This window comes from Streptomyces sp. Ag109_O5-10 (assembly GCF_900105755.1).
Taxonomy (GTDB): domain Bacteria; phylum Actinomycetota; class Actinomycetes; order Streptomycetales; family Streptomycetaceae; genus Streptomyces.
The window spans coordinates 6535736-6548603 of record NZ_FNTQ01000001.1; the positions used below are offsets into that span (position 1 = coordinate 6535736).

Sequence of the window (12868 nt, forward strand, 5' to 3'; positions counted from 1 at the left end):
GAGATTTCGTCACACGTTCGAAATGCTGGCGTGACAGTAAGGACGGGGCGGCGGGGGTGTCAATGGGTCGAACAGGTAACGGTTTCGGCACGGCTTGCCACAGGTTTTTCGGTCCCCCACAGAACCTTCACAGGGGTGGCTGGTTATGTGACCCGCGGGGAACTTAGTCTTCCCGCGTCATGGACTACTGCCACCCGTGCCGACGGCACCTCAACGGCGCTCTCGCCTGCCCGGGGTGCGGCACCGCCGCCGAGACGCTACGCACGTCAGCGCCGCAAGCGGCCACCTCTGAACCGGTCACACCCGGTGAAACCCCGTACACCGAGCCGGAGTTCCCCGACGCCGGGGACGACGAGCCCGGTCCGGCGCACGACGCGGACGCCGAGGCCGAAGGACCGCCGTCGGGCGGCCGGGCCGAGCGGCGGCGGGCGGCACGCGGGCGCGGCGGCCGGAGCCAGGTGCAGGCCGCCGAGGGCCTCGCCGAGGATCCCGAGGAGTGGCAGTCCGCCCCCGACGGGAGTCGTCGCGACCGCAAGGCCGCGGCCCATCGCCGCAGGCGCCGCAGGGTCCTGCTGGTGGCCGTGGCGTGCGTGCTGGCGGCCGGCGGCCTGAGCCTCGCCGAACTCGGCACGGACGCCATACCGTTCGCCGGCCCCGGCCCGGCCGCGGCGGGCGGCGACACCACCGACGGCGGTACGTCGACGTCGTCCCCGACTGCGACCGCCCAGCCCCTGGGCGACACCTCCGGTGCGGCCGGCTCGACGAGTTCCGCCTCGGCCGACCCCTCCGCCTCCCCGTCCCCGTCCTCCTCGAAGGACAAGGCGTCCGGCTCCCCTTCGGCCTCCCCGAAGGACACGGGCGCCCAGTCGGCGTCGACGGGTCCAGGCACGGTCACGTCCCCGGCGACGAGCCCCACGACCACCGCGGCATCGACCCCGACGGCAGACCCGACGACCTCGCATCCGTCCCCGAACCCGTCCCCGAGCCAGACCTGTAACAGGTTCTTGTGGTGGTGCACCTGACCGGGAGGCCCGCTCAAGCGCCCCGTCAGGGGCGCGGGGAACCGCGCGACCGGCCTCCGCCGGCCCGCACCCGACGCATCCGCCGAAGCAAACCCGGCAAACAGCCGACTCGGTCCACCGGAATCACCGTCCGCCCCGGATGACTTCCGCTCTCGGCCTCGTCGAGCATCGCCGCCACCGTTGCCCTCCCCACCTTCGCGGGGAAGAACCTCCTCGGCGCCTGCGCCACGGTCAGCGTGCGCCGGCCCGCCCCTGCGCCTCCTGCACCGGCCGGTGCGGGTCCGCCCGCACCGCCGGCGCGTACGGCGTGGCCGTCATCGTCCGGCCGGTTCGCACCAGGATCTGATCGCCGGTCAGCCGCCTGATCCGCCCCCAGACTCCGGCTGACCGCGGGCGCGGAGAGCCGCAGCCGGTCCGCGGCCCCGTGACACTCCCCTCCTCCAGCAACGCGTCGAGTACGGTCAGGAGGTTGAGATCCATCCGCATCCGGCGACTCCAGGCCGCAACGCCCCCGAAGGGGCGCGGGGGAACCGCGCGACCAGCCACGACGGCGCCGCAGCCGGCCGACGGCCTGTCGCGGCGCCTCCAGCGGAGCGTCACGCGTCGAGCATCCTCCGCAGCAGGTCCCGCAACGACAGCCGCTCCTCGTCCGAAAGCCCCGCCAGCGGCTCCCGCGCGAAGCGCAGCCCCTCGCGCAGGTCTCGGGCGACCCGGCGCCCCTCGTCCGTCGCCGCGGCCAGCTTCACCCGGCGGTCGGCCGGGTCGGGCCGCCGCTCCACGAGCCCGCGCGCCTCGAGCCGGTCCACGATCCCGGTGACGTTCGACGGCTCGCACTTCAGCTTCTGCGCCAGCCTCCGCATCGGCAGCGGCTCCAGCGACAGCAGGCTGAGCAGGCGTGCCTGCGCCCCGGTGAGCGCGTGCTCGCCCGCCGCCTCCTCGTAATCCGCGTAGAAACGGGCCACCACGTCCCCGATGAGCTCCACGACCTCCAGGGTCAGGGCGTCGGGGCGGCGGGTCTGCGCGGGGGTGGACCGTGTGGACGACATGCGCTCCAGGGTACCGCGTTACTTGACATCATGAAATATTCAGGAGCATGGTTGTTTCAGGTACTGAAGTAATTTAGGAAAGGCGCATGTCATGATCAACCGCGAGTGGCACCTGCTGAGCCGTCCCGTCGGCTGGCCGAAGCCGGAGGACTTCGCCCTGGTCGAGGCGGAGGTCCCCACGCCGGGCGAGGGGCAGGTGCTCGTGCGGAACAAGTACCTCTCCGTCGACCCGTACATGCGCGGCCGAATGAGTGCCGCCAAGTCCTACGCGGCCCCCTTCGAGCTGGGCAAGGTCATGCAGGGCGGCGCGGTCGGCGAGGTCGTCGAGTCGAACGCCGAGGGCATCGCGGCCGGCGACCACGTCCTGCACTTCTTCGGCTGGCGCGAGTACGCGGTCATGGACGCCAAGAACGCCGTCAAGGTCGACGCCGCGGCGGCCCCGCTCTCGACGTACCTCGGCGTCCTCGGCATGACCGGCCTCACCGCCTACGCGGGCCTGCTGCGCACCGCCTCCTTCAAGGAGGGCGACTCGGTCTTCGTCTCCGGCGCGGCCGGCGCGGTCGGCAGCCAGGTCGGCCAGATCGCCAAGCTCAAGGGCGCCTCGCGGGTGATCGGCTCGGCCGGCTCCGACGAGAAGGTCAAGCTGCTGGTCGAGGAGTACGGCTTCGACGCGGCCTTCAACTACAAGAACGGCCCGGTCGCCGATCAGCTGCGCGCCGCCGCGCCCGACGGGGTGGACGTCTACTTCGACAACGTCGGCGGCGACCACCTGGAGGCGGCCATCGGCCTGCTCAACCGCGACGGCCGGATCGCGGTCTGCGGCATGATCTCCGTCTACAACAACACCGAGCCCGCCCCCGGCCCGAAGAACCTCGCCCGCCTCATCCAGACCCGCGGCCGGATCGAGGGCTTCCTGGTCGGCGACCACTACGACCTGCAGCCGCAGTTCGTCGCCGAGGTCGGTCCGTGGGTGGCCTCCGGACAGCTGAAGTACCGCGAGACGGTCGTCGAGGGCATCGAGAACAACCTGGAGGCGTTCCTCGGCGTCCTGCGCGGCGACAACACCGGAAAGATGATCGTCAAGCTGTAGGTCTGTCTGCGGTTTCCGGCATGCGGTAATTTCTTTCCGAAACCGTCGTCGATCGTGGGCGCGAGTCGCGGCGGACCGAGGAGAGAAGAAACCGCATGCCCATTCAGCAGTCCGACGTCCTCTACACCGCCGTCGCCACCGCCGAGAACGGCCGCGACGGCCGGGTCGCCACCGACGACGGCCGGCTCGACGTCGTCGTCAACCCGCCGAAGGAGATGGGCGGCAGCGGGGCCGGGACCAACCCGGAGCAGCTGTTCGCCGCCGGGTACAGCGCGTGCTTCCAGGGCGCGCTGGCGGTCGTCGCCCGGCAGGCCGGGGCCGACGTGTCCGGGTCCCGGGTGACCGCGAAGGTGGGGCTCGGAAAGAACGAGGAGGGGTTCGGGATCATCGTCGAGATCTCGGCGGAGATTCCTGGCGTCGAGGAGGGGGTTGCCCGTGAGCTCGTCGAGAGGGCGCACGGGGTCTGCCCGTACTCGAAGGCGACGCGCGGGAACATCAGCGTGACACTGGTCTGACGGTCGTCGTTGGTGTGGTGCGGAGGCCGCACCCTTGGACGTGGGGTGCGGTCTCTCGTCGTGCCGGGTGCGGACTCGGTGCCGGGTGCGTGCGTTGTGCGTTGTGGTTGCTCGCGCAGATCCCCGCGGCTCCTAAAGGGGCGCGTTCAGGGCCGCCTTGTGCACGGCCCTCGCCAGCCGGTCGTTCTCCGGGGCCGCTCCGCCCGGGAACGCGAACCGTCGCCTCGTGTAGCCGTAGGCGACCCCGCTTCTCGGGTCCGCGAAGGCCTGGGAGCCCGCCGCCCCGCTGTGGCCGATGGTGCCCGCGCCGAGGAACGGGTGCCAGGTGTCCGCCGTCGCCTGGAAGCCCAGGCCGTACGACCTGTGGGTCCGGGTCACCAGGTCGTAGCCGACCGAGTGGAACTGGCCGAACTCCGCGACCGTGTCCTCCTTCAGCAGCGCGGCCTTGCCGTCGGTCCCGCTGAGCAGCGCCGCGTACATCCCGGCCAGGCCGCGCGCGGACGCCACCCCGCCGAAGGAGGCAGGGCCCTTGGCGCGGACCAGCCGGTCGTTGGGGAGGGCCGTCAGGTCCGTGGGCTCGGCGGCGTGCTCGTTGAAGGCGATCCCCGCGAGGGTGTGCGGGCCGGACGGGGCGGAGTCGAGCAGGGCCCGCTGCTCGGGCGTGGGCCGCATCGGCAGGGTCGTGCGGAAGCGCGGCTCGTGCGCGGCCGGCAGGCCCAGGAAGAACCCGAGGCCGTACGGCGCCCGGACCCGCTCCTCGTACACGTCCTGGAGGGTACGGCCGGTCGCGCGCCGTACCACCTCGCCGGTGAGGGCTCCGATGACCAGGGCGTGGTAGCCGAAGGCCGTGCCAGGGCGCCAGAACGGCCGCTGGTCGGCCAGGCGTTCGGCCATCGCACGGTCGTCGGCCAGCTCCTGCGGGTGGAACCCGGTGTCGGTGCCCACCAGGCCCGCCCGGTGCGCCAGCAGGTCCCGCAGGGTCAGCGTGCCCTTGCCCTCCGCGCCGAACTCCGGCCAGTAGTAGGTGACTTTACGGTCCAGCTCCAGCGTTCCGTCCTGCACCAGCATCGCCACGACCAGGTGCGCCGCCCCCTTGGTGGACGAGAACACGCCGTACAGGGAATCCCCGCAGGCCCCCTCGCCCGCCCACAGGTCGACGACCCGCCGGCCGCGGACGTACGCGCACAACTGACCCTCGTAGTCGGCCGGTCCGTCGGCGACGAAGGCGGCGAACTCCTCGCGCACCGTCTCGAAGCCCTCCGCGACCGTGCCCTGGACGGTGATCTCCTGCGTCATCCGTTCTCCTCAACCGAGCCGCCGGGGCAGCTCCCACTGTGAACAACGCCCTACCCGCCTGGGCGACCTACCCCTTCCTGCGATCGGTACGGCGAGATGTACCTGTTCGACTCAACCGGGGCATGCTGAGGGCGGACACACCATGGACAGACCCCACAGCGGCGGGAGGGCCCCGGCCCATGGCGACGATTCCCTCACTTCCCGGCAGGGCGGACGTGCTGCGCATGGCCCGCAGCACCACCGACATCACCGGCCAGCTCCTGGACACCGCCCAGAACCTCACGAGGATCGCGATCAGCACCCTGGACCCGCGCGAGGGATCGGCCCCCGAACTCCTGCGGGTCCTGCGCCGGACGACCGCGGAGCTGGCCGAGGCCAGTGCCGCACCGGGGGCGCAGGAGGCCTTCTACCGCGTCGTGGAGACCCTCACGCGGCTCGGCACCAGCGGCGCCCCGCTGGCCGTCCACCCGGTCGCGGAGCCGCTCCTGACGGCCCTCAGGGACAGCCTGCTGCCGCTGCTGGACGCGGTGGAGCCGGCGGTGCAGGAGTTCGCGGCGGCGCTCCGCGAACTGACCGAGGCGCTGTCCCCGCTGCTGCCGGCGGCCGCGGGCGGGGCGGCCGGCGTCCTGCTGGCCCTCACCCCGCTGCTGCGCACCGCGGCGGAGACCCTGCGGGACTCCGCGCCCGAACTCCACCGCATCGCCGACGCCCTCACCTCGGCCGTGGCCCCGCTGCTGCCCCTCCAGACGGCCCTCGCCGAGCGCGCGACCGCGGCGGGCGCGGGCGTGGTCCGGGCCGCGCTGCCGCCGCTGGCCGACCTGACCGAGGCGGCGGCGAAGACGGTCAGGGCGGCGGGGCCGGCCCTGATCGCCGCCGAGGAACTCGCCGTGACCGGGCTCGAACACCTCCAGCCCGTCCTGCTGGCCTCCGCGGCCGGCGCGGGCCGGGTGGCTCGGGCGACGGCCGTACGCGTGTCGGCGGCGGTCAGCCCGGCGGCGGACCGGGGGGTGGTGGTGGCGGTGACCCCCGCGTAAGCGCTCCGCCGGGTTGGCCGCGATGTGCCGTCTGCCGTCTGCCGTCTGCCGTCTGCCGTCTGCCGTCTGCCGTCCGCCGCTTGCCGTCTGCGGCGCCGTCGTGGCCGCTCGCGCAGTTCCCCGCGCCCCTTCGGGGCGCTGCCCCCTTCGGGGCGCTGCCCCCTTCGGGGCGCTGCCCCCTTCGGGGCGCTGCCCCCTTCGGGGCGCTGCCCCCTTCGGGGCGCTGCCCCCTTCGGGGCGCTGCCCCCTTCGGGGCGCTGCCCCCTTCGGGGCGCTGCCCCCTTCGGGGCGCTGCCCCCTTCGGGGCGCTGCCCCCTTCGGGGCGCTGCCCCCTTCGGGGCGCTGCCCCCTTCGGGGCGCTGCCCCCTTCGGGGCGCTGCCCCCGCGGGGGGCAGTTCGGGGGACGGTAAAGTTTTGGCCATGCGTGATCTCGGGGCGGGGTTCGGTTATCTCCTCAAGGGCCAGCGGTGGGTCGGGCGGCACGGACGGCAGTTCGGGTTCGGTCTGCTGCCCGGTCTGATCACCCTGGTTCTCTACGCGGCGGCCCTGGTCGCCCTCGCGATATGGGGAGCGGACTTCGTCGCCTGGGCCACCCCGTTCGCCGACGACTGGTCCAGCCCCTGGCTCGGGCTCTTCCGCGGCTTCCTCACCGCCGTCCTGTTCGCCCTCGGCCTGCTCGGCGCCGTCCTCACCTTCACCGCCGTCACGCTGCTGGTCGGCCAGCCGTTCTACGAGAACCTCTCCGAGAAGGTCGACGCGGACGTCTCGCCCGACGGCACCGCGCCCGGGTCCGGGCTGCCGTTCTGGCGCGAGCTGTGGATCTCCGCCCGGGACAGCCTGCGGATCCTGGTCCGGGCCGGCCTGTGGGGCGTCCTGCTCTTCGCCCTCGGCTTCCTGCCCTTCGTCGGGCAGACCGTCGTACCGGTCGTCGGCTTCTTCGTGACCGGCTTCTTCCTCACCGAGGAACTCACCGCCGTCGCCCTCCAGCGCCGGGGCGTCGACCTGCGCGCCCGGCTCGCCCTGCTGCGGTCCCGCAAGACCCTGGTGTGGGGCTTCGGCACCCCGCTGGGCCTCGCGTTCCTGGTCCCGTTCGTCGCGGTGTTCCTGATGCCGGGCGCGGTCGCCGGTGCCACCCTCCTCGCCCGCGACCTGCTGGGCGAGGAGACGGCCGAGGAGGACGAGCGGACCGGCGAACCCGTCAGTCCCTGAACGACGCGTCCGCCGCCACGGTCACGATCGCCCGTACCTGGTCGATGATGTCCACCCGGTTCCGCACGAACTCCGGGTCGGTCACCTGCGTCGTGTTCCCGGCGCCGAACTGCAGCACCGGCGTGTGCACATGCCCGCCGGGCAGCCTGCCGTGCAGCCCGAGGCGGTCGCGCAGCAGCGTGGCCCGGTAGGCGATCTCGTTGGACAGGTAGTCCCCACCGCCCCCGGCCCGCGCGGTGGACCCGGCGGTCGGCCCGTCCGCCCGTACGACGGGGTCGGTCCCGCCCGCGGGTATCTCGGTCACCTCGGTGTGGTCGTACACCGGAAACCGGCCCGTGTCCGCCGCCGTGATCGCCGCGTACGGGAGGGTGGTGGTCGTCCACTGCGGCTGCGCGGCCGGGTCGGCGACCGGGACGGTCCCGGTCCGGCTCACGTTCTCGTTGTCCGGGAAGCCGCCCCGCCAGGCGCCGTTCGTCCGCTCCACGTCGAACCGCCCGACCCGCCCCTGGCTCACGGTCGTGAACAGGTCCACCTTGGGCAGGTACGGCCGCAGTGTCCGCTCCACGGTCCCGGCCGCGAAGTCGTCCCACCGCACCGGGAACACCGCCGTCTCCACCCGCGCGGGCCCCTCGTCGGTCTCGATCACGGTCCCGTCGAGGGCCAGCGCGCTCGCCCCGGACGGGTTGGAGATCCGGATGTCCCGGTCCAGCGTGAACGGGTCGAACCCGGTGACGAGGATCCGCCGGAGGCCCTTGCCCGGGTAGCGGATGTCCGTCTGCCCGCGCGAGGTCCGCTCCAGCAGGTCCAGCAGCGCGGCCCGCCGCCGCTCGCCCATCGCGAACCCCGGCGCCCAGGTGCGCACCTGGCGCGTCATCCCGAGCCGCGCCCAGTACAGCGGCCGGTCGTCGTCCCGGCTCAGGTCACCCCCGGCGGGCCCGCGCCCCTGCGCCCGGTCCACGGCCCGCCGCCACAGCGCCGCCCCCTGCCGTGCCACGGCCTGCCGCGCCTGCGCGTAGTTGTGGGCGTCCTCCAGCGCACGGGCGAACCCGGGGGCCACGGTGTCGAACCCGGACCGCCGGAGTATCTCCTGCGGCACCGGCTGGTCGAGCCGCTGTTCCTCGACGGTGGGGGAGGGGGCGGTGGCGGCGTGCGCGGCGGTGGGGACGAGCGCTCCGGCCAGCAGCACGACGCCGAGGACGCCGATCCGAACACGTGGGGAAGTCAAGGGGGTTGGCCTTCCGTCGCAGTGGGGTGCGTGGTGCCGATCGGGCGCAGTATCGCGTGTGGGTCGCGGTGTGGTCTACACCATGAACCCCCCGACGAGCCCGTGGGCGTTTGTGAAGGGTTCGTACGAGATCGCTGCGACGCGCCCGATGACCGGCCGACTTCTCACAGCCGCGGCTAAGGTCGGAGCCGGGACCAGTCCCCCTTGAGCAGCCCCGGTCCGGGACCTGACCCCTGGACCGGGGCTTGCGTGCTCTGCGGAGCGTCAGTCCCGGACGCCGAAGCCGTACACGGTCGCCGAGCGGTAGGTCCGGCCCGGGTCCAGCCGGGTGCTCGGGAAGTCGGGGCGGTTGGGGGAGTCCGGGAAGTGCTGGGTCTCCAGGGCGACACCGTCGCCGGGGGCGAAGGGCCCGGTCAGGTGCTCGGCGGTGTAGAGCTGGATGCCCGGCTCCGTGGTGGCCACGGTGAGGGTGCGGCCGGACGCCGGGTCGTACAGCTCGGCGATCTCCACCGGAGTCTCCGTCACCCCCTTGTCGAGGACGAGGTTGTGGTCGTAGCCGGAGCCGACCTCGCGGGCCGCACGGAAGTCGAACCGGGTGCCGGAGACGTCCGCCGGGTCTCCGGTCGGGATCAGGTCCCCGTCCACGGGGGTGTAGCGCGAGGCCGCGATCCGCAGCTCGTGGCCGCCCGCGTGCCCGGAGCCGGCCAGGTTGAAGTAGCTGTGGTTGGTGAGGTTCACGACGGTCGGCGCGTCGGTGACCGCCTCGTAGGAGATGTGCAGCGCCCCCGACTCGTCCAGCGTGTACGTCACGGCGACCGCCAGTTGCCCCGGGAACCCCTCCTCCCCGTGCGGGCTCACCCGGGTCAGCCGCACCCCGTGCTCGACGGCCGTCGCCTCCCACACCCGCTTGTCGAAACCGCGGGCGCCGCCGTGCAGGGAGTTGGGCGCGTTGTTCGGCTCCAGGGCGTAGGTCACGCCGTCCAGCGGGAAGCGGGCGTGCGCGATCCGGTTGGCGTACCGGCCGACCAGGGCGCCGAAGTAGGGCCCCGGGTTCTCCAGGTAGCCGTCCAGGCCGGCGAACCCCAGCACCACGTCCGCGGTCCGCCCGTCCCGGTCCGGCACCTCGGCCGACTGCACGATCCCGCCGTACGACAGCACCCGCACCCGGGTCCCCGCGCGTTCCAGTGTCCAGCGGTGCACCTCGGTGCCGTCGGAAAGTGTGCCGAAAAGTTCGCTCATGGGGAAACCCTAAGCCAAGGGTCTAGTCCACCGGATCCTTGGCGGTGATGGCCCGGTAGGCGATCGCGGCCAGCTTCGACTGGCCGTCGGTGCTCGGATGGAACCAGTCCCAGTGACTGAGCTGATCGGTGCCGAACCGGTACGCGTACACCGCCCCGCCGTCGAACCGGCACCGCCGGTCCTTGGCGCAGACCTCCCGCAGCACCTTGTTGTAGTCCTCGACCCGCTGCTGCACCTTGTCCCGGCGCACGGTCGCCGCGCTGGTCAGGTTGTCCGCGTCGGAGAGCATGGACGGACAGATGCCCAGCTTCCACACCTGCTTGCCCAGCGGGTTGGTCCGCCCCTCGGACCACAGCCGCTTCAGGTTCGGCACGCTCGCGACGTACACCTGCGTCTTCGGCAGCGCCTTGCGCAGGGTGGCCAGCGCGTCCTCGAACTCGCCGCGGAAGTCGGCCACCGAGGTCATCGCGCGCACCGACGTACGGCAGGCGTCGTTCGCCCCCACCATCACCGTCACCAACTGGGGCCTGCGGGCCGCCGCGTCGGCCATCTGCCCCGGCAGGTCGGCCATCCGGGCGCCGGTCTCCGCGTAGTTCCAGCTGTGGTCGGCCGCCTGCGCCCGCCCCAGCAGGCGCACCGCGAGGCTGTCCACGTGCTCGCTGGTGCCGGTCGCCCAGGACACCTCGGGGCAGTCCGAGAGGACCGTGCAGGCATCGAAGCCGCGGGTGATGGAGTCGCCGACGGCCGCGATCGAGGCCGGGCTGCGGTCCCACAGCTGTACGGCCCGGGAGGCCCGCGTCTTCTCGCCCTTGGTCGAGGCGGAGGAACCGCCCAGCACGCCGCACCCCGCCACCCCCAGCGCGGCGGTGAGGGCGACGGCGCCTGCCAGGGCACGCGAACGCCGGCGTCGCTGCTTGCGCATACCCCTTCGGTCCTCTCCGTCCGCTGCCCGATCGTCCCGTCCATAACAACGCACGGGAGTTCCCGCCCCGCGCCCTGCAACGGACCACCCCCGTACAAGCGTCCCCCTGGGTGAATGGCGGGGGTTTCCTGGCTGTGGGACCGACGGTACGTCACACTCCTTGCGCCACCGCACGGTAGCCTCGCCATCAACGCGGCGGTCGCGTCACTGCCGTCGGCCAGCCAGCAAGATGTCCCGCTCAGCCCGGAGGTTCCGGTGACGACACGTGGAGTTCTGTACGTGCACTCCGCGCCCCGCGCGCTGTGCCCGCATGTCGAGTGGGCCGTCGCCGGGGTGCTCGGCACGCGCGTCAACCTCGACTGGATCCGCCAGCCGGCCGCACCCGGCACCTGGCGCTCCGAGTTCTCCTGGCAGGGCGAGGTCGGCACGGCCTCCAAACTGGCGTCCGCGCTGCGCGGCTGGCACCTGCTCCGCTTCGAGGTCACCGCCGAGCCCTGCGCGAAGGCCGAGGGCGAGCGCTACAGCTGCACCCCCGACCTCGGCATCTTCCACGCGGTCACCGGAATCCACGGCGACATCCTCATCCCGGAGGACCGTCTGAGGGCCGCCCTGACCCGCTCACAGCGCGGCGAGACGGCCCTGGAGGCCGAGATCGCCAAACTCCTCGGCAAGCCCTGGGACGACGAACTGGAGCCCTTCCGCTACGCGGGCGAGGGCGCGCCGGTGCGGTGGCTCCACCAGGTGGTCTGAGCGCGTCGGCTTTCGCCGGAGGTGCCGCGCCGTGGCGTCTGGCGACCGCGGCGCCGTCGTGGCTTGTCGCGCAGTTCCCCGCGCCCCTCAAGGGGCGTTCGGCAGCGCCCCTGTTTTCCAGGGGCGCGGGGAACTGCGCGATCAACCCCCACCGGGCCGTCAGACGACAACGAAACGCGAAGTGGCCCGAACTCCAACGAGGAGTCCGGGCCACAAGCCTCAGCGCAGCGTCTCTCACACGGTCCTGAACGCCAGGACGACGTTGTGGCCGCCGAAGCCGAACGAGTCGTTCAGCGCGGCGATCCGGCCCTCGGGCAGCTGCCGTGCCTCGCCCCGCACCACGTCCGCGTTGACCTCGGGGTCGAGGTCGTCGAGGTTGATGGTCGGCGGAGCCGTCCGGTTCACCAGCGCCAGGATCGACGCGACGGTCTCGATCCCGCCGGCACCGCCCAGCAGGTGACCGGTCATCGACTTGGTCGCGGAGATCGCCATGTGGTCGACGTCGTCGCCGAACACCTTCCGCAGCGCCTTGATCTCGGCCACGTCACCCTGCGGCGTCGACGTCGCGTGCGCGTTGACGTGCACGATCTCGGCCGGCTTCAGGTCCGTGTTGTCGAGCAGGTTCTGCAGCGCGTGCGCGATCCCGTTGCCCGACGGCTCCGGCTGCGTGATGTGGTGCGCGTCGGCCGAGATGCCCTGGCCGACCGCCTCCGCGTAGATCCGCGCCCCGCGCGCCCTCGCGTGCTCCTCGGACTCCAGGACGATCACGCCCGCGCCCTCGCCGAGGACGAAGCCGTCACGGCCGGAGTCGTAGGGACGCGACGCACCCTCGGGGTCGTCGTTGTTCTTGGACATCGCCATCATGTTGCCGAACGCGGCGATCGGCAGCGGGTGGATCGCCGCCTCCGTGCCGCCGGCCACGACGATGTCCGCACGCCCGGTGCGGATCATCTCGATGGCGTACCCGATGGCCTCGGCGCCGGAGGCGCAGGCCGACACGGGCGTGTGCACACCGGCCCGCGCACCCAGCTCGATACCGACGTTGGCGGCCGGCGAGTTGGGCATCAGCATCGGCACGGTGTGCGGGGAGACACGGCGTACGCCCTTCTCCTTGAGCACGTCGTACTGGTCGAGCAGGGTCGTCACGCCGCCGATGCCGGAGGCGATGACGGCGCCGACCCGGTCGGGGTTGGCGGACGCGTCCTCACCGGCCTTGGCGGTGAAACCGGCGTCCTTCCAGGCCTCCTTGGCGGCGATCAGCGCGAACTGCGCGGACCGGTCCAGCTTGCGGGCCTGCGGGCGGGGGATGATCTCGCCCGGTTCGACGGCGATCTGCGCCGCGATACGGACGGGCAGCTCGGCCGCCCAGTCCTGCTCCAGGAGGCTGACGCCGGACTTGCCGGCGACCAGGGCCTCCCAGAACGAAGCTGCGTCGCCACCCAGCGGTGTGGTTGCGCCGATACCGGTGACGACCACGGTGCGATTGGTCGGGCTCACGGGAATTCTTTCTCCAACGGATA

12 protein-coding genes and 1 pseudogene are annotated in these 12868 nt (G+C 72.7%); 6 read left to right on the forward strand and 7 right to left on the reverse strand.

The annotated features are described in order from the left end of the window. Nucleotides 1-179: 179 nt before the first annotated feature. Nucleotides 180-1022 carry an SCO2400 family protein gene (locus tag BLW82_RS29780; protein WP_093503459.1) on the forward strand — a complete coding sequence of 281 codons (843 nt, stop codon included), beginning with the start codon at nucleotides 180-182 and terminating at the stop codon, nucleotides 1020-1022. A gap of 249 nt (nucleotides 1023-1271) precedes the next feature. On the opposite strand, the pseudogene BLW82_RS29785 reads toward BLW82_RS29780, so the two are convergent. Further along, a pseudogene (locus tag BLW82_RS29785) lies at nucleotides 1272-1508 on the reverse strand (LysR family transcriptional regulator); the annotation flags it as partial. A gap of 110 nt (nucleotides 1509-1618) precedes the next feature. Continuing rightward, nucleotides 1619-2068 (reverse strand): MarR family winged helix-turn-helix transcriptional regulator, encoded by a 450-nt coding sequence (locus BLW82_RS29790; RefSeq protein ID WP_093503461.1) that lies wholly within the window; start codon nucleotides 2066-2068, stop codon nucleotides 1619-1621. 91 nt (nucleotides 2069-2159) lie between these two features. Here BLW82_RS29790 and BLW82_RS29795 point away from each other — a divergent pair, with 91 nt between their 5' ends. Further along, complete coding sequence (locus BLW82_RS29795) at nucleotides 2160-3158, forward strand: NADP-dependent oxidoreductase (protein WP_093503463.1); 999 nt, start codon at nucleotides 2160-2162, stop codon at nucleotides 3156-3158. A gap of 95 nt (nucleotides 3159-3253) precedes the next feature. Beyond that, the gene (locus BLW82_RS29800) at nucleotides 3254-3673 is read left to right on the forward strand and encodes an organic hydroperoxide resistance protein (RefSeq protein ID WP_093503465.1); all 420 of its coding nucleotides are present in this window, start codon (nucleotides 3254-3256) and stop codon (nucleotides 3671-3673) included. A gap of 132 nt (nucleotides 3674-3805) precedes the next feature. On the opposite strand, the gene BLW82_RS29805 is transcribed toward BLW82_RS29800, so the two are convergent. Beyond that, nucleotides 3806-4969 (reverse strand): serine hydrolase domain-containing protein, encoded by a 1164-nt coding sequence (locus BLW82_RS29805; RefSeq protein WP_093503467.1) that lies wholly within the window; start codon nucleotides 4967-4969, stop codon nucleotides 3806-3808. Nucleotides 4970-5148: 179 nt separating this feature from the next. Between BLW82_RS29805 and BLW82_RS29810 the strand changes: the two genes are divergently transcribed. Then, nucleotides 5149-6003: a serine/threonine-protein kinase gene (locus tag BLW82_RS29810; RefSeq protein ID WP_093503469.1), complete on the forward strand. Its 855-nt coding sequence runs from the start codon at nucleotides 5149-5151 to the stop codon at nucleotides 6001-6003. Nucleotides 6004-6423: 420 nt separating this feature from the next. Next, nucleotides 6424-7212: an EI24 domain-containing protein gene (locus BLW82_RS29815; RefSeq protein WP_093503471.1), complete on the forward strand. Its 789-nt coding sequence runs from the start codon at nucleotides 6424-6426 to the stop codon at nucleotides 7210-7212. On the opposite strand, the gene BLW82_RS29820 is transcribed toward BLW82_RS29815, so the two are convergent. The 3 genes from BLW82_RS29820 to BLW82_RS29830 form a co-directional block, all read right to left on the reverse strand. Continuing rightward, the gene (locus BLW82_RS29820; RefSeq protein WP_093503473.1) at nucleotides 7202-8437 is read right to left on the reverse strand and encodes a pyroglutamyl-peptidase I; all 1236 of its coding nucleotides are present in this window, start codon (nucleotides 8435-8437) and stop codon (nucleotides 7202-7204) included. The two genes, BLW82_RS29815 and BLW82_RS29820, sit on opposite strands and share 11 nt — an antisense overlap. Before the next feature lie 264 nt (nucleotides 8438-8701). Further along, nucleotides 8702-9676, reverse strand: a complete 975-nt coding sequence (locus BLW82_RS29825; protein WP_093503475.1) for an aldose epimerase family protein — start codon at nucleotides 9674-9676, stop codon at nucleotides 8702-8704. A gap of 22 nt (nucleotides 9677-9698) precedes the next feature. Next, the gene (locus BLW82_RS29830) at nucleotides 9699-10598 is read right to left on the reverse strand and encodes an SGNH/GDSL hydrolase family protein (protein WP_093503477.1); all 900 of its coding nucleotides are present in this window, start codon (nucleotides 10596-10598) and stop codon (nucleotides 9699-9701) included. A 255-nt stretch (nucleotides 10599-10853) separates the two neighbouring features. Here BLW82_RS29830 and BLW82_RS29835 point away from each other — a divergent pair, with 255 nt between their 5' ends. Then, nucleotides 10854-11348 carry a DUF3145 domain-containing protein gene (locus BLW82_RS29835; RefSeq protein ID WP_093503479.1) on the forward strand — a complete coding sequence of 165 codons (495 nt, stop codon included), beginning with the start codon at nucleotides 10854-10856 and terminating at the stop codon, nucleotides 11346-11348. Between the two features lie 234 nt (nucleotides 11349-11582). Here the strand turns inward: BLW82_RS29835 and fabF are convergent, their stop codons facing one another. Further along, nucleotides 11583-12845 carry a beta-ketoacyl-ACP synthase II gene (fabF, locus tag BLW82_RS29840; RefSeq protein WP_093503481.1) on the reverse strand — a complete coding sequence of 421 codons (1263 nt, stop codon included), beginning with the start codon at nucleotides 12843-12845 and terminating at the stop codon, nucleotides 11583-11585. Between the last annotated feature and the right edge of the window lie 23 nt (nucleotides 12846-12868).

Bases quoted from the DNA above. Each gene is read 5' to 3' on its own strand.
- BLW82_RS29780 (WP_093503459.1), top strand. From the start codon at position 180: ATGGACTACTGCCACCCGTGCCGACGGCACCTCAACGGCGCTCTCGCC.
- BLW82_RS29790 (WP_093503461.1), bottom strand. From the start codon at position 2,068: ATGTCGTCCACACGGTCCACCCCCGCGCAGACCCGCCGCCCCGACGCC.
- BLW82_RS29795 (WP_093503463.1), top strand. From the start codon at position 2,160: ATGATCAACCGCGAGTGGCACCTGCTGAGCCGTCCCGTCGGCTGGCCG.
- BLW82_RS29800 (WP_093503465.1), top strand. From the start codon at position 3,254: ATGCCCATTCAGCAGTCCGACGTCCTCTACACCGCCGTCGCCACCGCC.
- BLW82_RS29805 (WP_093503467.1), bottom strand. From the start codon at position 4,969: ATGACGCAGGAGATCACCGTCCAGGGCACGGTCGCGGAGGGCTTCGAG.
- BLW82_RS29810 (WP_093503469.1), top strand. From the start codon at position 5,149: ATGGCGACGATTCCCTCACTTCCCGGCAGGGCGGACGTGCTGCGCATG.
- BLW82_RS29815 (WP_093503471.1), top strand. From the start codon at position 6,424: ATGCGTGATCTCGGGGCGGGGTTCGGTTATCTCCTCAAGGGCCAGCGG.
- BLW82_RS29825 (WP_093503475.1), bottom strand. From the start codon at position 9,676: ATGAGCGAACTTTTCGGCACACTTTCCGACGGCACCGAGGTGCACCGC.
- BLW82_RS29830 (WP_093503477.1), bottom strand. From the start codon at position 10,598: ATGCGCAAGCAGCGACGCCGGCGTTCGCGTGCCCTGGCAGGCGCCGTC.